20 protein-coding genes are annotated in these 20549 nt (G+C 56.1%); 9 read left to right on the forward strand and 11 right to left on the reverse strand.

Going from position 1 to position 20549, the window contains the following annotated elements; genetic code table 11:
- Positions 1 to 92 precede the first annotated feature (92 nt).
- From CVU69_09350 to CVU69_09370, 5 genes are read left to right on the forward strand one after another with little or no spacing between them, the layout of a single operon-like run.
- Entirely contained in the window at positions 93 to 1679 is a 1587-nt protein-coding gene (locus CVU69_09350; protein PKN12159.1) for a peptide chain release factor 3, read from the forward strand.
- 24 nt (positions 1680 to 1703) lie between these two features.
- On the forward strand, positions 1704 to 2222 hold the full coding sequence (def, locus tag CVU69_09355; GenBank protein ID PKN12136.1) for a peptide deformylase: 519 nt from the start codon (positions 1704 to 1706) through the stop codon (positions 2220 to 2222).
- 29 nt (positions 2223 to 2251) lie between these two features.
- The gene (locus CVU69_09360; GenBank protein ID PKN12160.1) at positions 2252 to 3163 is read left to right on the forward strand and encodes a methionyl-tRNA formyltransferase; all 912 of its coding nucleotides are present in this window, start codon (positions 2252 to 2254) and stop codon (positions 3161 to 3163) included.
- A gap of 30 nt (positions 3164 to 3193) precedes the next feature.
- Positions 3194 to 3985 carry a hypothetical protein gene (locus CVU69_09365; GenBank protein ID PKN12161.1) on the forward strand — a complete coding sequence of 264 codons (792 nt, stop codon included), beginning with the start codon at positions 3194 to 3196 and terminating at the stop codon, positions 3983 to 3985.
- Complete coding sequence (locus CVU69_09370) at positions 3972 to 5327, forward strand: 16S rRNA (cytosine(967)-C(5))-methyltransferase RsmB (GenBank protein PKN12137.1); 1356 nt, start codon at positions 3972 to 3974, stop codon at positions 5325 to 5327. The genes CVU69_09365 and CVU69_09370 overlap by 14 nt, the downstream gene beginning before the upstream one ends.
- A 42-nt stretch (positions 5328 to 5369) precedes the next feature.
- Here CVU69_09370 and CVU69_09375 read toward each other — a convergent pair whose 3' ends face one another.
- From CVU69_09375 to CVU69_09405, 7 genes are all read right to left on the reverse strand, one after another.
- Positions 5370 to 6254 carry a hypothetical protein gene (locus CVU69_09375; GenBank protein ID PKN12138.1) on the reverse strand — a complete coding sequence of 295 codons (885 nt, stop codon included), beginning with the start codon at positions 6252 to 6254 and terminating at the stop codon, positions 5370 to 5372.
- Positions 6254 to 6982, reverse strand: a complete 729-nt coding sequence (locus CVU69_09380) for a hypothetical protein (GenBank protein ID PKN12139.1) — start codon at positions 6980 to 6982, stop codon at positions 6254 to 6256. Before CVU69_09380 ends, CVU69_09375 begins: the two co-directional genes overlap by 1 nt.
- A complete protein-coding gene (locus tag CVU69_09385; protein ID PKN12140.1) occupies positions 6982 to 7290 on the reverse strand; it encodes a DUF2288 domain-containing protein in 309 nt (102 codons plus the stop codon). Before CVU69_09385 ends, CVU69_09380 begins: the two co-directional genes overlap by 1 nt.
- Before the next feature lie 11 nt (positions 7291 to 7301).
- Positions 7302 to 8177, reverse strand: a complete 876-nt coding sequence (locus tag CVU69_09390; GenBank protein ID PKN12141.1) for an ATP phosphoribosyltransferase — start codon at positions 8175 to 8177, stop codon at positions 7302 to 7304.
- A gap of 37 nt (positions 8178 to 8214) precedes the next feature.
- Positions 8215 to 8595: a phosphoribosyl-AMP cyclohydrolase gene (locus CVU69_09395; GenBank protein ID PKN12142.1), complete on the reverse strand. Its 381-nt coding sequence runs from the start codon at positions 8593 to 8595 to the stop codon at positions 8215 to 8217.
- 73 nt (positions 8596 to 8668) lie between these two features.
- Complete coding sequence (locus tag CVU69_09400) at positions 8669 to 9118, reverse strand: EamA-like transporter family protein (protein ID PKN12143.1); 450 nt, start codon at positions 9116 to 9118, stop codon at positions 8669 to 8671.
- Positions 9119 to 9121: 3 nt separating this feature from the next.
- Complete coding sequence (locus tag CVU69_09405; protein ID PKN12144.1) at positions 9122 to 10624, reverse strand: leucyl aminopeptidase; 1503 nt, start codon at positions 10622 to 10624, stop codon at positions 9122 to 9124.
- A 389-nt stretch (positions 10625 to 11013) separates the two neighbouring features.
- Between CVU69_09405 and CVU69_09410 the strand changes: the two genes are divergently transcribed.
- Entirely contained in the window at positions 11014 to 11214 is a 201-nt protein-coding gene (locus CVU69_09410) for a cold-shock protein (protein PKN12145.1), read from the forward strand.
- Between the two features lie 75 nt (positions 11215 to 11289).
- Here the strand turns inward: CVU69_09410 and CVU69_09415 are convergent, their stop codons facing one another.
- Positions 11290 to 13704, reverse strand: coding sequence for a glycoside hydrolase (locus tag CVU69_09415; GenBank protein PKN12146.1), 2415 nt, complete (start codon positions 13702 to 13704; stop codon positions 11290 to 11292).
- Positions 13705 to 13860: 156 nt separating this feature from the next.
- Between CVU69_09415 and CVU69_09420 the strand changes: the two genes are divergently transcribed.
- A complete protein-coding gene (locus CVU69_09420) occupies positions 13861 to 14565 on the forward strand; it encodes a hypothetical protein (protein ID PKN12147.1) in 705 nt (234 codons plus the stop codon).
- A gap of 88 nt (positions 14566 to 14653) precedes the next feature.
- Here CVU69_09420 and CVU69_09425 read toward each other — a convergent pair whose 3' ends face one another.
- The 3 genes from CVU69_09425 to CVU69_09435 all read right to left on the reverse strand — a co-directional run bounded on the left by CVU69_09425 (position 14654) and on the right by CVU69_09435 (position 18280).
- Positions 14654 to 16354: a hypothetical protein gene (locus tag CVU69_09425; GenBank protein ID PKN12148.1), complete on the reverse strand. Its 1701-nt coding sequence runs from the start codon at positions 16352 to 16354 to the stop codon at positions 14654 to 14656.
- Positions 16355 to 16477: 123 nt separating this feature from the next.
- Positions 16478 to 17743 carry a diaminopimelate decarboxylase gene (locus tag CVU69_09430; GenBank protein ID PKN12149.1) on the reverse strand — a complete coding sequence of 422 codons (1266 nt, stop codon included), beginning with the start codon at positions 17741 to 17743 and terminating at the stop codon, positions 16478 to 16480.
- Between the two features lie 66 nt (positions 17744 to 17809).
- Positions 17810 to 18280, reverse strand: coding sequence for an Lrp/AsnC family transcriptional regulator (locus CVU69_09435; protein PKN12162.1), 471 nt, complete (start codon positions 18278 to 18280; stop codon positions 17810 to 17812).
- Between the two features lie 167 nt (positions 18281 to 18447).
- Between CVU69_09435 and CVU69_09440 the strand changes: the two genes are divergently transcribed.
- Both CVU69_09440 and CVU69_09445 read left to right on the forward strand, forming a co-directional pair.
- On the forward strand, positions 18448 to 18912 hold the full coding sequence (locus tag CVU69_09440) for a single-stranded DNA-binding protein (GenBank protein PKN12150.1): 465 nt from the start codon (positions 18448 to 18450) through the stop codon (positions 18910 to 18912).
- Between the two features lie 147 nt (positions 18913 to 19059).
- Positions 19060 to 20382 carry a site-specific integrase gene (locus CVU69_09445; protein ID PKN12151.1) on the forward strand — a complete coding sequence of 441 codons (1323 nt, stop codon included), beginning with the start codon at positions 19060 to 19062 and terminating at the stop codon, positions 20380 to 20382.
- Positions 20383 to 20549: the final 167 nt, after the last annotated feature.

The raw sequence follows: 20549 nt of genomic DNA on the forward strand, positions 1-20549 counted from the left end.
CTGCTTTTCCGTTATTATCCAGCTTGTTTCGTGGGCCGATTGCCGGCCCGCTTTTTTTGTCGTTTCGCCTTTCGTTTTCCAGGATCGCCATCATCGTGAGCAGCCAGCAGCAAGAAGTTCAAAAGCGTCGCACCTTCGGCATTATCTCCCACCCGGACGCCGGCAAGACCACTCTCACCGAAAAACTCCTCCTCTTCGGCGGCGCCATCCAGATGGCCGGCGCGGTCAAGGCTCGCAAGGCTGCCCGCCACGCCACCAGTGACTGGATGAGCATCGAGCAGGAGCGCGGTATCTCGGTGACGACTTCAGTGATGAAGTTCACCCATCGCGATTGTGAGATCAACCTCCTTGACACTCCCGGCCACCAGGATTTCTCGGAAGATACCTATCGTGTCCTCACCGCCGTCGACAGTGCCCTGATGGTCATTGACAGCGCCAAAGGGGTTGAGACCCAGACCGAGAAGTTGATGACGGTCTGTCGCATGCGTAACACGCCGGTGATCACCTTTATCAACAAGATGGACCGCGAAGGGCGCGACGCCCTCGATCTCCTCCACGACATTGAAGAAACGCTGCAGATCGAATGCGCGCCGATGTCCTGGCCGATCGGCATGGGCAAGCGTTTCAAGGGGGTCTACAATCTTTATCGCAAGGAGCTGCGCCTCTTCAGCCCCGGCACCGATACCCGGTATCATGAAGCAGTGGTGATCAGCGACCTCAGCGATCCGAAGGTCGATGAACTTCTCGGCTTTCAGGCTGATGAGCTGCGCGCCGATATCGAACTTCTTGAAGGCGCGGCCAATCCTTTTAATCATGAGGAATATCTCAAGGGGAACCAGACGCCGGTCTTCTTCGGCAGCGGTATCAATAACTTCGGCATTGAGGAGCTCCTTGATGCTCTCGTCGAGATTGCGCCGGCACCGATCCCGCGGCCGACAACGACGCGAATCGTGGCTCCGGAAGAGGAAGCTTTCTCCGGTTTCGTCTTCAAGATCCAGGCAAATATGGATCCGATGCACCGTGACCGCATCGCCTTTCTGCGCATCTGTTCCGGCAAGTTCAGCCGGGGGATGAAGGTGCGCCATCACCGAATTGCCAAGGATGTCATCCTCAGCAACGCCACCATCTTTATGGCGCAGGATCGCGCCAATGTCGAAGAGGCCTGGGCCGGCGATATTATCGGCCTGCACAACCACGGCACCATCAAGATTGGTGATACCTTTACCGACAAGGAACTCCTCAAGTTCACCGGCATCCCCAACTTTGCTCCGGAACACTTCCGCCGCGTGCGGCTGAAGAATCCCCTTAAGGCCAAACAGCTGGATAAGGGGCTGCTGCAACTCTCCGAAGAAGGGGCGGTGCAGGTCTTTCGTCCCCTCCTCGGCAACGACTATATCCTCGGTGCCGTCGGAGTCCTGCAATTCGATGTGACGGTGGCGCGACTCAAGGCGGAGTATGGCGTCGACGCCATCTATGAAGGGATCGACTTTGCCACCGCCCGCTGGATCGAATGCAGCGACAAGAAGAAGCTCGCCGACTTTGAAAAGAAGTGTCAGGCCAACCTTGCCCACGACGCCGAGGGGAATCTGACCTATCTCGCTCCGTCAGAATGGCGCCTCGGTTATGTCACCGAACAGTGGCCGGATGTCGTCTTCCATAAGACCCGCGAACACAATTAGCCGCCACTTGTTTAGGGAATAATCATGTCACTCATGCGCATCTATCACTACCCCGAACCGATTCTGAAGGTGCCGGCCAAGCCGGTGGCGACCTTCGACGCGGACTTGCAGCAACTGGTCAAGGATATGGCCGAAACCATGTACGCCGCTCCCGGCATCGGCCTGGCGGCGCCGCAGGTCGGCATCAGCCAGCGGATCATTGTCATCGACTGCTCCCCCAAGGATGAAGCGCCGCGCCTTATCGCTGCCATCAACCCCGAGATCATTGCCCGTAGTGGCGAGCGTTGCGAAGAGGAGGGGTGCCTCTCTGTCCCCGGTTATTACGCCAACGTGCCGCGCAGCGAAGCGATCACCGTGACCTTCCAGAACCTGCAAGGTGAGCGCTGTGAATTGGCCACCGAAGGGCTCCTGGCCGTCGCTTTTCAGCACGAGATCGACCATCTTGACGGCATTCTCTTTGTTGACCACCTCTCCCCGCTCAAACGCGGCATCTTCCGCCGTAAATACCGCAAAATCATGGAACAGCAAGAGGAGCAGTTGTGATCGATCCTGCGACGATTCGTACCGTCTTCATGGGGACTCCGGCCTTTGCCGTCCCGACCCTCGATGTTTTGCTCAAGGCCGGTCTCAACCTTGTCGGCGTCTACACCCAGCCCGATCGCCCCAAGGGGCGGGGGCAGGCTTTGGCGGCGCCGCCGGTGAAAGAGATGGCACTGCGCCACGGAATTCCGGTCTTTCAGCCGCAGAAGCTGCGGGCCCCCGAGGTGGTGGAAGGGTTGCGAGTGCTTGCTCCCGACCTGATCGTCGTCGTCGCTTTCGGGCAGATCCTCCCCAAGAGCGTGTTGGAGATTCCCCGCTACGGCTGCATTAATGTCCACGCCTCCCTCCTCCCCAAATATCGCGGTGCCGCCCCGATCAATCAAGCGATTATCGACGGCGAAACCGAGACCGGGATCACGACCATGCTCATGGATGTCGGCCTCGATACCGGGCCGATGCTCCTCAAGCGCTCCCTGGCCATCGGCCCGGATGAAACTGCCGGCGAACTGCACGATCGTCTTTGCATGCTTGGCGGTGAAACGATGGCGGCGACCCTGCAGCTGCTACTGCGCGGCGAACTCCATCCCGAAGTGCAGGATGACAGTCAAACCTGCTATGCAGCGATGCTCAAGAAGGAGGATGGCTGCATCGACTGGAGCCAGAGCGCGCAGCAGATTCATAACCGTATCCGTGGTCTGTCCCCTTGGCCGGGGACCTATACCGAGTTAAACGGTGAACCCCTCAAGCTCTTTTTGACCCGGGTCGAAGCCGGAGAAGGTGAAGCCGGGACAATCCTTGCGCCGGCGGCCGATGCCGTGCGCATCGCTTGCGGCAGTGGTGTTCTGGCGGTGCGGGAGCTGCAACTCCCCGGCAAGAAGCGTTTGGCGGCCGCCGATTTTCTCCGGGGCTGTCCGTTGCCGGTGGGAAGTCGTCTGGGGTCATAGTTGAACGATTCGAACATCAGCAGCGTCACGATGCGTCCGCGCAAGCGGCTCTTTATTGGCCTGTTGTCTCTGGTTGCGGTGCTGGTTGTCGTCGCTGCCGGTCTGGCCCTGTGGGTGCCGAGCGGCGGACTGCTCAATCTCCACCCTTTGCTGCCGATTCTCCTTACGGTCGTTGTAGTGACCCTGACCGGCCTCCTCATTGGCGGCCTTCTCCTTTTAATCCTCACCCTTCTCACCGGTCGCGATCTCTTTTTCTCACAGACCTTGCGGCAGATCGTTGTGCGTTATCTCTTTCCGGCCATCATCGCTTTTGGCCGCCTCCTCGGTATCCGCCGTGACACCCTGCAACAATCGTTCATCGCCCTGAACAATCAGCTGATCCAGGCCAAGAAGCTGCGGGTGCCGGCGAGCCGGACCCTGTTGCTTCTGCCGCACTGCATTCAACTCTTCGATTGTGCGATCAAAATTACCGGTGATGTCGATAAATGCCAGCGCTGCGGTCGTTGTGCTGTCAGTGAACTGACCGGACTGGCTCAGGCCCGGAGGATCGATATCGCTGTTGCCAGTGGCGGCACCCTGGCGCGCAAAATCATCGTAGAGCGCCGACCGCAACTGATTATCGCCGTGGCCTGCGAGCGCGACCTCACCACCGGCATTCGCGATGCTTATCCGCTGCCGGTGATCGGCGTCCTGAATCAGCGTCCGAACGGCCCTTGTATCAATACCCGGGTCGTGCTCGCCGAGCTTGAAGCCACCCTTGATGAGTATCTCCTTTGCTCCCCTCCTTCCCCGGATTGTGTCTTTCCTCATGAAAACCAATAGTGACGCCCGTACTATCGCCCTCGATGTTTTGACCCGCGTCGACCAGGGCGCTTATGCCGATCTCGCCCTTGATGCTGCTTTGACCCGCCTCACTCACCTTGATCCCCGTGACAAGGGGCTGGCAACGGAACTCGTCTATGGTGTCCTCCGCCAGCGCGGCCGGCTCGATTTTGCCTTGGGCCGCCTTTGTCATCAGCCCTTCGAAAAGATCGAATCGAAGATCCGCAACATCCTGCGCATCGGCGCTTACCAGATGCTGCAACTCGAACGCGTCCCGGTCTCGGCGGCGGTGAATACTGCGGTCGAACTGGCGCGGGCCGCGCAGCTCGAACGGGCCACCGGCTTCATCAACGGTATCCTCCGTTCTTTGGGCCGGACGCAGGGGGAGATCCCCTGGCCGGATCCGGAGCACGAGCCGTTGCGTCATCTCATCGACGTCCTCTCTCTCCCCGAGTGGCTGGCCGCGCGCTGGCTGGCCGAGTACGAGGCGGAAGGAGCCATCGAACTCGCTGCAGCGATGCTTGCTCCCGCCCCCTTTACGGTGCGGGTCAACACCCTGCTGATCAGCCGCGCTGAATTCCTTGCTGCCCTGGCCGAGGACGGGCATGGGGCCGAGGCCTGCACCTACAGTCCCGACGGGGTGATTATCCGCGAGCGCGGCACCTCTCCCCTTTCCGGGCATAATGAAGGGTGGTTCCAGCCACAGGATGAAGCGAGTCAGCTGATCGCCCGCCTTCTCGACCCCCGGGCCGGCGATGAGATCCTCGATGCCTGTTCCGCGCCGGGCGGAAAGACGACGCACATCGCCGCCCTGACCGCCAACCGCGCCACCATCCTCGCCTGTGATCTCCATCCGCAGCGGGTGCAGATGGTCGCCGGCGGCGCGCGACGGCTCGACGCGCAGGGAATTACCACCCGCGCCTGTGATCTCACCGCCCCCCCCAAAGATCTCGCTGCCAGCCGTTTCGACCGCGTCCTCCTCGATGCCCCGTGCAGCGGCCTCGGCGTCCTGCGCCGCAATCCCGAGATCCGCTGGCGGCGCAGCCCCGAGTCGATCAGCGAGATGGCCGCCGAACAGGGGCGCTTACTGCGCAGCTGCGCGAAGATGGTCAAGGTCGGCGGGATTCTCCTCTATTCGGTCTGCACCTTGACCCCGGAAGAGACGCAGGACGTTATTGCGCCCTTCCTATCTGAACATCCCGAGTTTGCCCGTGACGATCTGCGCAGCTTCTTTCCGGAGTGGAGCGAACTCTTTGACGAGCAGGGGGCGCTGGCGACCTTCCCGCAGCGTCATAAGGGCATGGATGCCTTCTGGGCGGTGCGCTTGCGGCGGGTGGGGTAAGAGCGTGAGGGGAGGGGGGAAAACGAAGATTTGGCACCGTGGTTACAGGGGGGTAGCCCGATACTTTGCAATCAGTTCAACCGGATGATACGAGCTCTTGGCCATCCGCAGTCCTTCGTCGCCGAGGTCCTGTTCGCGGTTGACATAGGTGCAGTCGGTGAAGAGGAGGCGGTTAAACTCGCGGTCTAACAGTTGTGATAATCCTTCCATCTGCGGGTCGGCTTTTTCGAAGTGACAGACCGACGTACCCTGATTCAATCGTTCCCCGAGGACAAAGCCCTTCACTTCCCCCTCCACCAGCACGACTAATCCCGCCAATCCGAGTTCCCCGGCATATTCGAGGGCTTCGGCCGTTGCCTGCGCCTCCCGTTCCAGGGAAAGATTCTCACCTTCCAGCATCCGCGCTTCCCGCCACGCTGCCAGTAGTGCCCGGCAACCTTCCCGATATTCATAGCTGTAGGGAACAACCGTGTATTCGTAGTGGTTGAGAAAGACGTTCAGCCGGTTTTTCTTTTTGTGATAACGCTTCCCTTGCAGTTCGGCGAGATCTTCGCGCCGGTACAGGTAGTCGGAGTTGTCGCGGTCGGCCACCACTTCGCAGGGGCGACCGGTCAGATAGGAAGCGACAAAGGATTCATCTGCCCCGTAGAGGAAAGGTTGATCGGCAAAGAGGCGGTCGAGGGCGGCGGCGATATCGCCGCCCAGAGGAGGAAAGAAGAAGGGAGTACCATCATAGCTGCGGCCAAGGATAACGAGGGCGTCATTGACCATCGTCAGCCGGTAAGTGTGGGCATGACGAAAGAGGTAGAGCCCGGCAAAGGTCAGCTCGGAAATGCGCGGTTGCAGCTGGCCAAAGAGCCGATCGAAGCGCTCTTTATCAGCTAAAATCAAGGGGCGACTTTGTGGATAAGGCGGGATCTCCGCCATTATTCCAGCCCGGCGGGGAGAATCAGCTTCTCTTTCTGCAGGCGCTTGTAGTAGAAACTCTGCCCATAGAGGACCGCCGCCGGATTATGGCCGGTGACGCGGTCCTTGACTACCAGTGTTGTCACCGGGGCTGTGGAGTATTTGGCAAAGAGCATGTCGTGGCCGACGCAGAGGCCGACGATGATATTCATATCGGTCTGGGCTTCGTTGAGGAGACGGGCCTGGGCAATGGGGTTGCAGGCCGGCTCGAAGGTGCCGGGACGAACTTTGTGTTCTTCTCCGATGCCGAGTTCGAGCTTATCGATGCTCCCGGACTTGCAGCACAGGGAGACCGGAGTAAACCCCTGGGCAATAAGGATCTCCGTCAGGCGGGAGCTCTCTTCGAGAAGGCCGATGCAGGTGGCGATGCCGATCCGCGACCAGCCCATCAGGCGGATCAGGGCAATAGTGTCCTCGACCCTTGTCCAGCGGGCATTGACGGTCTCGGAACCGGGGATCGGCTGGTAGCAAAGACCTTCGACGATCGCCGCCACCCGTGCCAGGCGGGCATCGTCATCGTCACCCTGATAACGGGCAAAGGAATCGGCGATCACTTCCCCTTCATTGGTCGAAGGGCAGTAGGCCGGTGCGTTTCCCCGTTTCGCCGGGTCACTCCAGCAATGTGTTGTCCCGGTCTTTTCGCGGATGGCGTTACAACTGGTGCAGGAAAAACTCTTCTTGTCGTCCATCACACTTCTCCTTGGTTTACGGTTCTTTCCTGGACCAGCACAAAGGGTTGCACAATCAGCATCGCCAAGGTGTGGAGGGGATTGTTCTCCCAACGTTCAAGCTGTTCCTTGTCCGGTTTGCATAAAGAACCGTCCGCCAGCCAGGCCCGCACCGCTGCCGCATTATCTCGCGTCAGGGCTGCGCCGACGATTTCCAGATCCAGTCCTGCTGTCACCACCCAGAGGGCGTCGCGCTGCTGATGCGGCCGCACCCAGTGCCAGGCCACGAGTTCAACCCCCAGAGGTGAATTTTCGGTATACTCTGTCATCACGTCTTCGCTCAGATAATCTTGCTCAGGGGGTATTCGACGATCCCTTGCGCCCCGATCTTCATCAGCGCCGGGATGATCTGCCTTACCTGTTTTTCGGGAAGGATACTTTCGATCGAGACCCAGTCGGATTTGTAGAGGTGGGAAACCGTCGGATTCTTCAGGCTGGGGAGGATCGCGATAATCTCATCGATGCGATTGGCCGGCGCGTTCATCTTCAGACCGACCATCCCTTCCGCGCTCAGAGCCGATTGCAGCATGGTGGCGATCTCTTCGATCTTTGTCCGCTTCCACGGATCGATCCAAGCGTCGCGATTGGCAATCATCACCGGCACGGACGACATCAGGTCGCAGACGATGCGCAGGTTGTTGGCGCGAATCGTCGAGCCGGTTTCGGTGACTTCGACGATGGCGTCGCACAGCCCTTCGACGACCTTGGCTTCGGTGGCCCCCCAGGAGAATTCGACGGTCACCGGGATATTGCGCTCGGAAAAGTAACGTTTGGTGAATTCGACCAATTCGGTGGAGATGGTGCAGCCGGCGAGGTCTTCGGGACGTTCGACCTTGGAGTCCGGCCCGACCACCAGCACCCAGCGTACCGGCCGTCGCGACACCTTGGAGTAAACCATTTCGCAGACTTCGACCACGTTCGAGTTATTCTCCCTGACCCAGTCACGGCCGGCAATGCCGACGTCGATCGTGCCGCGTTCGACGTAGCGCCCCATCTCCTGCGGACGAATCAGGCTGCACTTCATCTCTTCGTCGTCGATGGTCGGGAAGTAGCTGCGCGAAGAGATGCCGAGACTCCAGCCGGCCTGTTTAAAGAGATCGACGGTCGCTTCTTCGAGGCTCCCTTTGGGGATACCAAACTTGAGAATGTTGGACATATTTGAAATCCTTAGAGTGAAATGATGATCAGAAAATTCAGGCTTTTTTATAGACTTCATTCGGATCAAAGAGCGGCTTGCTGTGCTCGACCCATTCTCCATTTTCCCAGCGCACATAGAAACAGCTGCGATTGCCAGTGTGACAGGCGGCCGGACCGTTCTGGCGAACCTTGATGACGACGGTGTCGGCATCGCAATCGGTGAGGATTTCAATGACATCCTGGGTATTCCCCGACTCCTCCCCCTTCATCCAGTATTTGTTGCGGGTGCGGCTGAAGAACCAGGTCTTCTGATCACGGATGGTATATTCCAGGGTCTTTTCATCCATAAAGGCGACCATCAGGACTTCGCCGTTTTCGTAATCCTGGATAATCGCGGGGATCAATCCCCCCATTTTGGCAAAATCGATTTTAATCACAAGCTGACCTCCGTTGTTTAAAATATGAGTCTGTTTTTATGGCACAGGGACAAAGTGCTGTCAATCCGTCTATTCAGGAGTTGCGAATCAGGACCACGCCGGCAATGAGCAGGAGCAAGCCGAGGCTGCGCTGCAGATTCAGGGGGTGGAGCGGGTAACCGAGGACACCGAAATGATCAAAGAGGACCGAGGCGACAATCTGGCCGGCGAGGATCAGGGCGAGCATGGTGGTCGCGCCAAGCTGGGGAGCGATAAAGGTCGAAGCCGCGACAAAGAAGGCCCCCATCACGCCGCCGCTCCAGATCCACCACGGTAGCGCAGCGGCACTGGACCAGAGGGGGAGGGGAGTTATTGTGACCACGGTGGCTATGCCTAGCGCCAGGGTGCCGACCGCAAAGGAGATGAGGGCGGCGGTAATCGAAGAACGCGTCCAGAGGCTGAGTTGGGCGTTGATCCCGGCTTGGGTCGGTAGACCGATGCCGGCCAGAACAGCGAGAATGGCAGCGAACAGGCTGGCCTTCATCTCCTATTGCTCCGCCCGCATCCGTAAAAAGTCGATCAGCAAGCGGACACCGACGCCACTCCCCCCTTTGGGGGTACCGGGCCGCCCTTTCTCTTCCCAGGCAGTACCGGCAATGTCGAGGTGGGCCCAGGGTTTTTCGCCGGCAAAGGCCTTGAGAAAGGCGGCGCCGGTAATGGTGCCGGCCGGCCGGCCGCCGCTATTCTTGATGTCGGCGACATCGCTCTTGAGGAGTTGGTCGTAAACGTCCCAGAGGGGGAGCTGCCAGAGGCGCTCACCACTGCGGTCTCCGGCCGCAATAAGGGCGTCGATCAGCGGCTGATCGGTACCGAGAATGGCGCTGGCGTGGTGGCCAAGGGCGACGATGGCGGCACCGGTCAGGGTGGCGACGTCGATAAGGGCCTCGGGCTGGTAGCGTTGCGCATAGGTGATGGCATCGGCGAGGATCAGCCGGCCCTCGGCGTCGGTGTTAAGAACTTCGATGGTCTTTTTGGCCAGGGAGGTCAGGATGTCGCCGGGACGAATGGCGTGTCCGGAAGGGAGATTCTCCACCGCCGGGATCAGTGCCACGAGATTGATCGGCAGGCGCAAACGCGCCGCTGCGGTAATGGTGCCAAGAACCGCGGCCCCTCCCGCCATATCCATCTTCATCTCATCCATCTTTTCCGCCGGTTTCAGGGAAATACCGCCGCTGTCGAAGACGACCGCCTTACCGACCAGGGCCAGCGGCGCTTTAGCGCCGGCGCCGCGATATTCGAGGATGATCAGGCAGGGCTCGCGCATGCTCCCTTGGGCGACACCGAGGAGCGCTCCCATCCCTTCTTCCTCCAGGGCCTGACGATGGAGGATGGTGCAGGTGCAGCCGGCGGCTTCTCCTTCTGTGCGGCAGCGTTCGGCAAGATCTTGTGGTGATTTGACGTTCCCCGGGGCATTGACGAGATCGCGGGCAAGACAGACACTGGCGCAGATAATCTGCGTCGCGGTGATGGCCGCTTGAACATCGTTTTGCTCGTCGGCGCTGGCACAGATCAGGAGGGCTTCACTCAACAAGGGGGCAAGATCCTTGGCGCTGTCGCGCCGGAAATCGTCATAGCGATAAGCACTCAGGGCGATTCCTTCGGTGGCCGCCGCCGCCGCCTGGGTGAGAGCGACGGATGCGTTCACGAAGCTGTCGAGATCAAGGGCAAGGGTCAGGATCCTTTTTTTCTGAGCCAATTCGGCGGCGCTGGCGATCGCTTGTCGTGCTTGCGCTGTGTCATAATTTTTCTCCTGACCGAGCCCGACGCAGAGGATGCGCCGGGCGGCCAGGCGTTTGCCACTGTGTAACAGAAGGGTTTCGCCGAGCTTGCCGGAAAATTCCTGCTCACGGATTGCCTGACCCAGAACATCGTCGAGAGCTGCGTTGATTTCCTGATGCCGGAGAGAGAGACTCTTCTCTTCATGGAGGCCGATAACTAAAATCGGAGTGTTGATGCTGAGTAGCTGCGCTGCCTCGGTGAAAATCTTCATGGAGAGCTCCTGTGTTTACATTTAAAAAAGGTTGCCCATTGTAATGGCAAAAGCAAAGATTGACAACACGGGAAGTCATCGCTTTTTTCGTTGCGGCAACCCTGATTTTCCCCATTTTCAAAAAACAGGAACGTATCTGGTAAAATAAAAAAACTATGTTATAGGTAACAATTTTCGTTTGTTGGCAGAGATTGCAAAAAATGCAGAGTCGATAATTAAGGACTTGTTTTTTTGTTTTGTTTATGTTTTATAACATAACACAACTAGGCTAAAGCCTCAGGTTGGCCGATGGATGGAGCCGGATATAAGGATCCGGTTTTCGAAAACAAGTCGGGGTCTGCGGACAAGGTCTCAAGAACGGTTCCACCGAAGGACTAAAGGAGTAGAAAATGGCTGAAGGTACAGTTAAGTGGTTCAATGATGCTAAGGGGTTTGGGTTTATTCAGCAGGATGGGGGCCCGGATGTTTTCGTGCACTTCTCCTCCATTGGTTCTGACGGTTTCAAGTCTCTGGCTGAAGGTGAGCGCGTTGCTTTTGACGTCACCCAAGGACAGAAAGGCCCGCAGGCCGCCAACGTCCGTAAAATCTGATCAGCACCAGGTTTTGAAGCAGAAAGCCCCGCAACCACCAGGTTGCGGGGCTTTTTTAGTCTGCACAGAGAAGTTTCAGGGGCTGATGCCGATGATGTCGCCAAGTTTCTCGAATTGTTTCAACCAGTTTTCTTCGGCTGCAATATTCTCTTTCACCTCGGTAGGTTTGGCCGGCACGGCCTGCTGGCGAATATCAAAATAAATATTCTGCGCCTGCCATAAATCGATGGGCCATGGCAGGGTGAGCAGTTCATCGAGATCCTTGATCGCTTGCGTCAGGCGTTGTTGATCATTCGGGGCTGCGGCCAGCGCAAGGAGCAGCAAGTGACTGCGCCGACTTGCAGCATGGGTCAGCAACGCTTGATCAAGTTTCAGGTCAAAGGTTTTGGCGTTCTCGACCTTTTCACGGATTCGTCCGGAAAATGGCTCGTCACTTCCAAGATAGTGGAGGATCCCTTCATTGAGACACTGTTCTGCAGCTGCGGAGAGGGGCGGCGGTACCGGCAGGGCATTCTCGTGCAAAAAGTGCAGGAGGCTGAGGTGATCGCGGTAAATATGTCTGAACTCTTCAAGAATCTTTCCGACCTGGACGCCGATCATCTGGTAGACGGTCCGCTGCCGTTCATCGATAAAGAGATCGGTCAGAGAGTAGAGGTGCGCACCGAAGAGGCTTTTCAACTCGACCGCAGCTTCCTGCTGATCGCCATGATCAAGAAGGCGTTGAAGAACGGCTTTCTCTTGCGGCTCCGATAACAGAGCATCATCCCGTACCCCGGCAAGAATATTCAGGTCGCCAAAGTGCAGGGCGGCGAAAGTGAATTCTTTCTCTTCCCAGGTGATTCGGGAGTGGATCTTGATCCTGCCGGTCACCATGTGCAGCCGGTGGCCATTACTTTGCCGCTGATGTTCGCAGTGGAGCGTGTAGCAATAGAGTTCTTCTGCCGGATTGCCGCCAAGGAGAACGGCAATCGCATAGTTGGCCGCCACTTGGCGCAGATCGATACGCTGCGGCATGACGACTTCCGCATAAATGGCCTCGGCATCACGCCAGCGTTGCAGGTTGCTGGGGACCTGGCGCAACATTTCGCGGAATGCTTCTTCCAGGTCGACGCCACAGGCCGCCCGGGCCAGATCAATGGCCCGGGCGGCATAGGTGAGGAGTTGAACGGTCTCGATACCGGAGACTTCGTCGAAGAACCAGCCGCAGCTCGTGTACATCTGCATGGTATGATGCTGCATTTCCAGGAGTTCGAGCCCCTGCTGCTCTTGCCGGGGCGTGAGTTCATGTTTGGCAGCTTTGTCGAGAAAGCTTTTGACATGAGCGGTGGAGCGGTCAAGAATAACATCAATATATGCGTCGCGCGTGGCCCAGGGATCGGCAAAAATCTCGGCGGCGCACTTCTCGAAAAGGGGAATGAGTTGATCGCGCAGATGGTCGAAAGCGTCGCGCAGAGGGGCACGCCACTTTTGATTCCAGGTTGGATCGGTACCGATATGGCAGCCGCAGTCACTGCGCCAGCGTTCAACGCCATGGGCGCAGCTCCACGAACTCATCGGCAGGATTTCCACCTCCATTTGCGGCGGATGCGCGGCCAGGAAAGCCCCATAGACGGTGAGTTCTGCGGATCTGTCGTTATGAATGTGGTCAATAGCCCGCGCCAAGGCCATTTCGCCGAATTTGTGGTGGTGTCCATAGCTTTCGCCATCGGTGGCCAGGTGAACAAGCTGTTCGCTCTTTGCAGGGTGAAGTCCGGCCTTGAGCGCCGCGGCGAAGGCTTCGCCACTGTTCAATAAACCACCAAAGGCGACCGCCCGGGCGAGGGATCCATCGTAGAAGAAGATAGCAATTGATCGTCCTGAAGGGAGGGGGCAAAGATATGGATAGCGTGAATCGATTGTTCCATTGTCAACCTGCTGCCAAGCCGCTTCGGCGAGCCTCCGGACCCGACGGGCCTGAAAGGGGGAGAGGATGGTAAAGGCGATTCCGGCCGCAGCCATATATTCCAGAGATTCGATATCGACTGCTGCTTCCGGTAGCCACATCCCTTCGGGGGGACGCGCAAAGCGTGTCGTAAAATCGGAGATACCCCAGCGAATCTGCGTCATTTTATCGCGCTGATTGGCCAGGGGGAGGATGATGTGCCCCCAGGCCTGAGCGATGGCGGCGCCATGACCTTTATGAAGTTGAAAGCTGGCAGCGTCGGCAGCAAGGATGGCGGCGTAGGTTGCCGGGTCTTCGCGCTCTAGCCACAAAAGGAGGGTCGGGCCGAAGTTGAAGCTGATATGTCGATAATTATCGATGAGAGAAGTGATCTTCCCTTTGTTGTCAAGGAGGCGTGCGGCCCGGTTTGGCGCATAGCACTCTGCGGCTATGCGGTCATTCCAGTCGTGAAACGGGGCGGCGCTCCTTTGCACCTCGATCGCTTCCAGCCAGGGATTTTCACGGGGGGGCTGATAAAAATGCCCATGGATGCAGATAAAATTCTTCATGTTCAGCTCTCTTTTTAAAATCTTGCTGTAAACTTTACACTCTTCTTTTGATTTTGGCCAGTTGTGCCCTGCGGCAGCACCGCAAAGGGTTTTTCTGGAAGTTTAAATTCATCTTCTTTATAATCGCCGGCATTATCTCCTAGGGGTCACTTTTTTATGCGTTCTATCGTCACGGCAGTCACCATCGTCTTATGTCTCTCCTGTTTAGCCTGTAAATCTGAGGAGAAAGCTGTAGAGCTGTCACCGGCTGCTGTCAAGGTTCCGGAAGCAGCCAGGGCGGAGGCGGAGCCGACCCCGCCTGCCATTCCGGTCACCGAAACCTTTGAAAGGGAACCGCAATTCAGTCTCTTTGCCCGCGTGGGTGCTTACCGTCCAACAGATGACGACAGTGAGTCCCTTGGCGTCTGGACGACCGATATCGACCACATTCAGCGGACCTCGGGAATGCGCCCTGAGAGTGGCCGCGACAATAGCCATGGCTGGGTTATTCACGGAATCAAGGAAATGAGTTCGATTTCTTTCTTTGCTCCCCTTGCCGTCAAGCCGGCGACCCGTTACCATGTCAGTTTCGATTTTAAAGGCGAGTTGCCCAAGGGGGGAGGCGCCGGGATCAGCGTTCTGGAATACACGGAATTTCTTTGGATCGGTGAGCAATTCACCGAGGTGTTGAGCAAGAAGTATCAGAGCGGTTCTTTCCCCGGTAAAGGAGTGAAGAGCCGGCTTGACTGGCAAAATTATTCCTTCAGTTTTACCACCTCGCCCCAGGCCGGGATGATCCATCTGATCTTGTATCGCGACGGCAATATGGACGGTGAAAAACAGGTCTTTTTTGATAATATTGCCATTACCGAGGTGCAATAAATTACCAGGGAGATCATCGTGAAATAGAGACAGCAGGATCAGGGGCAAAAAAGGTGGATTTCCAATAGCGGAAACCCACCTTTTTCGTTTACCTTCTGACGATCAGACCTTCGACATAGCGCGGGTCGAGGTCTTCAACGTCCACGGTGCAGAAGCCTTCGGCCCAGAGATCAAGACACCAATTGACAAAGGCTCCAAGTCCGGGCACCTTCTCGTCAAAACGGTGGGTCGTATCGGTCCGCAGAGTTGCATCCAGATGCCCGTCTACGGTGATGCGCTGGTGCAGCGTCGGCAAGGAATCTGCCGGCAGTGGCTCCGGGGCAAAGGCGTTGCCGAGAAGAAGGTTGGCCAACGATGTGAGAAAGAGATCGCTCAAGGTCAGGTCGGCTAACGTTTCCGGCTCACAACCACTGAGATCGAAGCTTTCGGTGGCCGGCAAGGTAAAGGGGGCGACCGCCAGGAAGAAGTGCTGCTGGGCTTCGATGCCGGCCAGCCACCTTTGCGCGACATCTAGATCGGCCTGAGAAGCAAAGAAGCGCTCACCGGTGCGGTCTATCTTGCTGATCCCTTCATAAAAACCGGGGCGATCGCGGCGTAGGATCTCCACTCCGGCGCGGAATGGGCCATCGAGGAACGGGGCGATGGGGGAAGTGGTCAGGGCTTTGGCCTGCTGCTGCAATGCCAAGGTGAGTGAAAAACCGTAACGAAAGAGATCTTCGGGGTAGTGCTCGGCGAGAAGTTGCGCGGCTGCCGCGACATCCTGGCCGCAGCGGTTCTCCAGCGCCAGATTGAGGATAGCGTAGACCCGCTCGGTCGCGGAGCGCAGTTCTTTGTCCTCACCCGGATTAATGCGGTCGGCACTGATGACCTTGTTGATCAGCAGTACCAGATCATTGGCGACATCTTCACGGATTCCCTGTTCCATGACTGCGGCAAGGAGTCCACCCGGTGCCGCCGATTCGAGGAGGCGGAGAGCCTGTACCGGCGCGTCGTCATAGTTCGTCGCTGGTGTGCGCCGCGCCGCCACTGCCGGGAAGTTCTTGCAATCGATGCGGGCGTAAACAGCGAGAGCGGTGTGGGGCACGCTAAAGCCGAGATCAAGCAGTCGGCCGCAGCGGGCGTTATAAACATCCTCTTCGAGTTGGGCTTCTGTCTCCCAGCGAATTCCTTCCATGACCAGATAGAAGTGGGACGCATCGAGACGATAAAGGGTGTCGAGCAAGAGCGTCACCGCCTTGCTCTCTTCCTCGTTGACGTAATCCAAAACATACCCGCCATTCCCGCGCGTCACCTCGAAATTCAGATCTTCATCATCGATATCACCTGGTGCGTGCAGGATAGTGAACTGCTTGGCGAGCATCAGGATCAGCAGGTCGAGATCGATCTCATGCAGCGTCGCTAAAAACTTTTCGTCGCCGACATTGAGAAGGAGTTCCAGCCAGCGCAGTGCCGCCGGGCCATTGAGCTGATCGCCGGGCCAGCCGTCAAAGTCGATGAGGGCTGTAAGCTGTTCCGTCGTCGCCAGGGCGACGATCTCTTCAAGATCCTCGATGCCGACCTCGCGCACCAATAGATAAAAGTCCTGTACCGCCAACTGCGGCACTAAAGCTTCCGGGTCGGGCGCATCCAGGAGCAACAGGTGTTTTTGCCGACCGCGCGTCGCCTGAATGAGATTGAGACGCTCAGCAAAGGGGAGAAGATTGAGATCGCGTGACGTTAGCGGTTTGTTGCGTTCATCCAGAATTAAATCGCCACGATAGCTGGCAGCAGGGCGTAAGATGCGGATCATTGGTGGGAAAAACTCCTTGTTGTTTCTGGTGTTGTGCAGGGAAAGAATAGTTTTAAATTTGTACCACCAAGCCGATACGACCGCCAACAAAGAGGGACGGCTTTTGCCGTCCCTCTTTAGTCTCTACCCCTTGGCGGTGAAGACATCCGGGGTGAAGTTGTAGGTGGTGAAATAATCCTCCACCGTCTCGGCGCGGCGGATTAAGGCGACGCTGCCGTCGGTCCGCAGCAGGAGCTCCTTGGGGCGCAGTCGGCCGTTGTACTGAAAGCCCATGGCATGCCCGTGCGCACCGGTGTCGTGAATAACGAGGAGATCGCCGTCAACGATCGGCGGCAACTCGCGCTGCACGGCAAACTTGTCGTTATTTTCACAAAGGGAACCGACGACGTCGTAGATCTCACTCTTGGGGAGATCCTCTTTCCCGAGGACGTCGATGTGGTGATAAGCTTCGTAAAGAGCCGGCCGCATCAGCGCCGACATGCAGGCATCAACGCCGACGTAGTGACGGTAGGTCTCTTTGGCATTGATCGCCGTTGTTACTAGGGCGCCGTGCGGGCCGGTAATGAAACGGCCGCTCTCCATCAGCATCTTCGGAGCAAAGCCGTTTTTTTGCCGGAAAGTGCTGAAGAGTTCAGTAATCTCCGCCGCCATCGCTTCAAGGTTGAGCCCTTCCTGTTCCGGGCGATAAGGGATGCCGAGACCGCCGCCGATATTGACGAATTCGAGCTCGATGCCGAGTTCGCTCTTCAGTAGCGCCGTCAGTTCAAGGAGCATCCGCGCCGTCTCGACCATGTAGGTATAATCGCGCTCGTTCGAGGCGACCATGGTATGCAGGCCAAAACGTGATGCTCCGCGCTCCCGGGCCTGACGATAAGCGTCAACCAGCTGCTCATGGGCAACACCGTACTTTGCTTCCACCGGATTGCCGATGATGATGTTGCCAGTTCGTCGTGGCCCTGGATTGTAGCGGAAACAGATCAGTTCCGGAAAATTCGGCACCTTGGGGATGAAGCTCATATCGTCAAGATTGAGGATGCAGCCGCCGTCAGCTTCGGCAAAGAGGTACTCTTCCCGACTGGTATTGTTGGAGGTAAAAATAATATCTTCACCGCGGGCGCCGACCTGACGGGAAGTGATGAGCTCGGGAATCGACGAACAGTCGAAGCCGAAGCCGAGGTCGAACATCAGCTGCTGGATATGGATATTGGGGAGGGCCTTGACCGCGTAATACTCGCGAAAACCGGGGATGCCGGCAAAGGCGCGATTAATGCGATCGGCCGTGGCGTGAATGCCGACTTCATCATAAATATGAAAAGGGGTGCCGTAATGTTCGGCAAGCTGCGGCAGGATCGGGAAGAGGCGATCTTTGAAGGATTGGGACATCGGCATGGCGGTTGGCTCCTTTAACTTGGTTAGATTTTATTTGTTATTTGTGTGAAATTATTTAGCACGATTTTAAATAACTTGGTCAACTGGACTTTCAAGGGCAATCCGCCGCGTCTCTTTAATCGTGTCGAGGACAACCTGGGTGCGGGTGGTACGGACGCCGGGGAGGGTCTGCACCTGATCGCGAATGATTAGGCCAAGCGCGCGGGGATGGGCGGCGCGCAGCTTGACCAGGTAGCCGTCAGGGCCGGCAACCTGATGGACCTCCTGCACACCGGGGAGAGCGGCCAGGCGTTTACCGAGAGTGCCGTTGGCGGTTGGATCGACTTCAACAAACATGAAGGCGGCCAATCCCTGGCCGAAAGGATGGGGATTGAGCCGAACCTCGTAGCCCTCAATGATACCGCGCTCTTCAAGCTTGCGAATACGCTCAAGGACCGCCGATGGCGCCATCCCCACCTGGCGGGCGACCTCGGCATTGGGAATTCTTGCCTTATCTTGAAGAATGCACAGTATTTGCAGGTCTATTTCGTCGTTTATTCTTAAAGTATGCATATGGACAGAATTATATCCATTTGTATCGTGATTGTCAAGAATTGTTACTCCTGCTCTATCCTTTCGTCTCCCCGTTTCAGGAAAAAACTTTACTCTCCCGACCCTTTTCGCTAAAGTGCTTGAGCTTAATCATCCCCCTGCGGAGGCCCTTTATGGCGGTCAATAAAGTTATACTCGTCGGTCATCTTGGTAAAGATCCAGAGTTACGTTACACCCCGTCTGGAGATGCCGTTGCTACTTTCACATTGGCGACTTCCGAGCGATTCAAGGGTCGGGATGGCCAGATGCAGGAAAAAACCGAATGGCACAACATTGTCGTTTGGCGGCAACTAGCTGAAATTTGTGGAAAATTTTTACACAAGGGAAAACAGGTTTATCTCGAAGGAAAGATTCAGTCGCGCTCTTACGATGACCGTGATGGCAACAAGCGCTATATCACGGAAATTGTCGCCGACCAGATGCAGATGATGGGGAATAAGGGTGAAGGCGAGGGGCGTGGAAGTGACTATCAGCAAAAACGTCCTGCGACCGAGACCGCTTCCTCCGCGCCAGCACGTGTCTCGCAGAGTTACGAGGAAGAACCTCCTTTTAATGCGGATGACGAAATTCCCTTCTGACCGTCAGTAATTTATAATTTGTTTAAATAGAAGCCCCAATCCCAGTAATATCTGGCAGTTGGGGCTTTTTTTTGTTGAAATAAAGATTGACAAGATATTCAGATTTTGGTAGTAATATTTCTGTAGAAATAAAAAAGGAGGTTTGAGATGTCCAAAGTCGAGCAACTTAAATTTTTTGACGGCGAAAGATACCCCATCCTCCTGGATGACGAAGGCCTACCTGATTTCTGGGTAACGCTCTTTATTACTGTCATCGTGCGACCCAATGGCGGCCAAAACACTATTAGTAGTTACATTAGCGCCATTAGGCATTTTTTACTTTGGGAGAAGATAAAAGGAAGGAACGTTTTCTCCGAGTTTCGACAAAGAAAGTTCCTAGCTGCTGTCGATGCCATCTCACTCAGAGATTTTTTCCTCTTAAAAACTGAAGACGCCAGAAAATGGAGCAAGAAAGCTCAGTCGACTAAAGTACGCAGACTGATTGATGACTTCCCCTCGGCGCCGAGGACCCTTGAAAGGGTTGAAGGGTCTACCGCGAGGACGAGATACACCCGCATGGTGGAGTATTTGGCTTTTATAGCGACATCGATGCTCCGCACCCGCCCCAATGTCGAAGAGATCAACAAGCAGATTACTGAGATGAAGAAAATGCTGCTCAAAGACAAACCAAAGGGCAGTAGAAAAAAGAGCACCTTCAATCCCGACGACAAAGCACCGCCACCAGAGATTTTCGATGCCTTTCTCAATGTAGTTCAGCTCGACTCGCCTGACAATCCGTATAAAAACAAAGCAGCAAAAAGACGTAACTGGTTGATGCTCAACCTCATGAATTCGACGGGCATGCGCGGGGGCGAGATATTAGCCATGAAACTTGATGACATCCCCCGTCACGCTTATGTAGCTAAGGTCATAAGAAGGCACGATGACCCTGAGGACCCAAGGCACTACCAACCTGTGCCAAAGACAGTAGAGCGTGATATCCCCATATCCCGTGAACTTCACTCGCAGATTCGTGAGTACATAGATAAAGAGCGCGCCTTAACCCCCGGAGCGGATCGGCATCCATATATTTTTATTACCCACCGCAAAGGTGATCACCTCGGAGATCCGCTTTCTATTAGAGGTTTTATTGAGTTTTTGACAGCCGCCGTAAGAAAAACTGCGGAACTTGCTGACACTTATGATGAAGAAGATCTTGTGAAAGAAATAAGAAGACATGGTTTTCGACATAACTTCAACTATAAACTGTCTCAACGTTTCGTAGAAAACAATATAAAAGCAAAAACAGACCAAGAAGTAACTCATATGGACGAAAAAAAACAGAATCAGGTAAGAATGTATTTAAATGGATGGGTAGATGAAAAAACTGCTCAAAACTATAATATGAGGTTTATTAAAGAAGAGGCAGACAAGTTAATGAGGCAAGACATGGAAGAACAAAGTGCTATTATAAGGAAAGCCAAGAAATGAACAACCTCGCTAATTCAATTGCGCCGAACTTCAGTAACAAAGTTACCGCTATACTGAGTTCTTATAGTGGTGGGCCTGTAAAGGATTTTGTGTAAATGGGTTTGTCGGTTAATAAGTCGGCATCCTGTCGCCGAAGATGATCGTAAACTGATTGAGTGCCGATTTCC

Source organism: Deltaproteobacteria bacterium HGW-Deltaproteobacteria-4, from assembly GCA_002841765.1.
Taxonomy (GTDB): Bacteria; Desulfobacterota; Desulfuromonadia; order Desulfuromonadales; family UBA2197; genus UBA2197.

Excerpts from the sequence above, each read along its gene's own strand:
- CVU69_09410 (PKN12145.1), top strand. The coding sequence starts at position 11,014 with ATGGCTGAAGGTACAGTTAAGTGGTTCAATGATGCTAAGGGGTTTGGG.
- CVU69_09415 (PKN12146.1), bottom strand. The coding sequence starts at position 13,704 with ATGAAGAATTTTATCTGCATCCATGGGCATTTTTATCAGCCCCCCCGT.
- CVU69_09425 (PKN12148.1), bottom strand. The coding sequence starts at position 16,354 with ATGATCCGCATCTTACGCCCTGCTGCCAGCTATCGTGGCGATTTAATT.
- CVU69_09440 (PKN12150.1), top strand. The coding sequence starts at position 18,448 with ATGGCGGTCAATAAAGTTATACTCGTCGGTCATCTTGGTAAAGATCCA.
- CVU69_09385 (PKN12140.1), bottom strand. The coding sequence starts at position 7,290 with ATGACAGAGTATACCGAAAATTCACCTCTGGGGGTTGAACTCGTGGCC.
- CVU69_09360 (PKN12160.1), top strand. The coding sequence starts at position 2,252 with ATGGGGACTCCGGCCTTTGCCGTCCCGACCCTCGATGTTTTGCTCAAG.
- CVU69_09420 (PKN12147.1), top strand. The coding sequence starts at position 13,861 with ATGCGTTCTATCGTCACGGCAGTCACCATCGTCTTATGTCTCTCCTGT.
- CVU69_09405 (PKN12144.1), bottom strand. The coding sequence starts at position 10,624 with ATGAAGATTTTCACCGAGGCAGCGCAGCTACTCAGCATCAACACTCCG.
- CVU69_09380 (PKN12139.1), bottom strand. The coding sequence starts at position 6,982 with ATGGACGACAAGAAGAGTTTTTCCTGCACCAGTTGTAACGCCATCCGC.
- CVU69_09370 (PKN12137.1), top strand. The coding sequence starts at position 3,972 with ATGAAAACCAATAGTGACGCCCGTACTATCGCCCTCGATGTTTTGACC.
- CVU69_09430 (PKN12149.1), bottom strand. The coding sequence starts at position 17,743 with ATGCCGATGTCCCAATCCTTCAAAGATCGCCTCTTCCCGATCCTGCCG.
- CVU69_09375 (PKN12138.1), bottom strand. The coding sequence starts at position 6,254 with ATGGCGGAGATCCCGCCTTATCCACAAAGTCGCCCCTTGATTTTAGCT.
- CVU69_09390 (PKN12141.1), bottom strand. The coding sequence starts at position 8,177 with ATGTCCAACATTCTCAAGTTTGGTATCCCCAAAGGGAGCCTCGAAGAA.
- CVU69_09365 (PKN12161.1), top strand. The coding sequence starts at position 3,194 with ATGCGTCCGCGCAAGCGGCTCTTTATTGGCCTGTTGTCTCTGGTTGCG.
- CVU69_09445 (PKN12151.1), top strand. The coding sequence starts at position 19,060 with ATGTCCAAAGTCGAGCAACTTAAATTTTTTGACGGCGAAAGATACCCC.
- CVU69_09400 (PKN12143.1), bottom strand. The coding sequence starts at position 9,118 with ATGAAGGCCAGCCTGTTCGCTGCCATTCTCGCTGTTCTGGCCGGCATC.
- def (PKN12136.1), top strand. The coding sequence starts at position 1,704 with ATGTCACTCATGCGCATCTATCACTACCCCGAACCGATTCTGAAGGTG.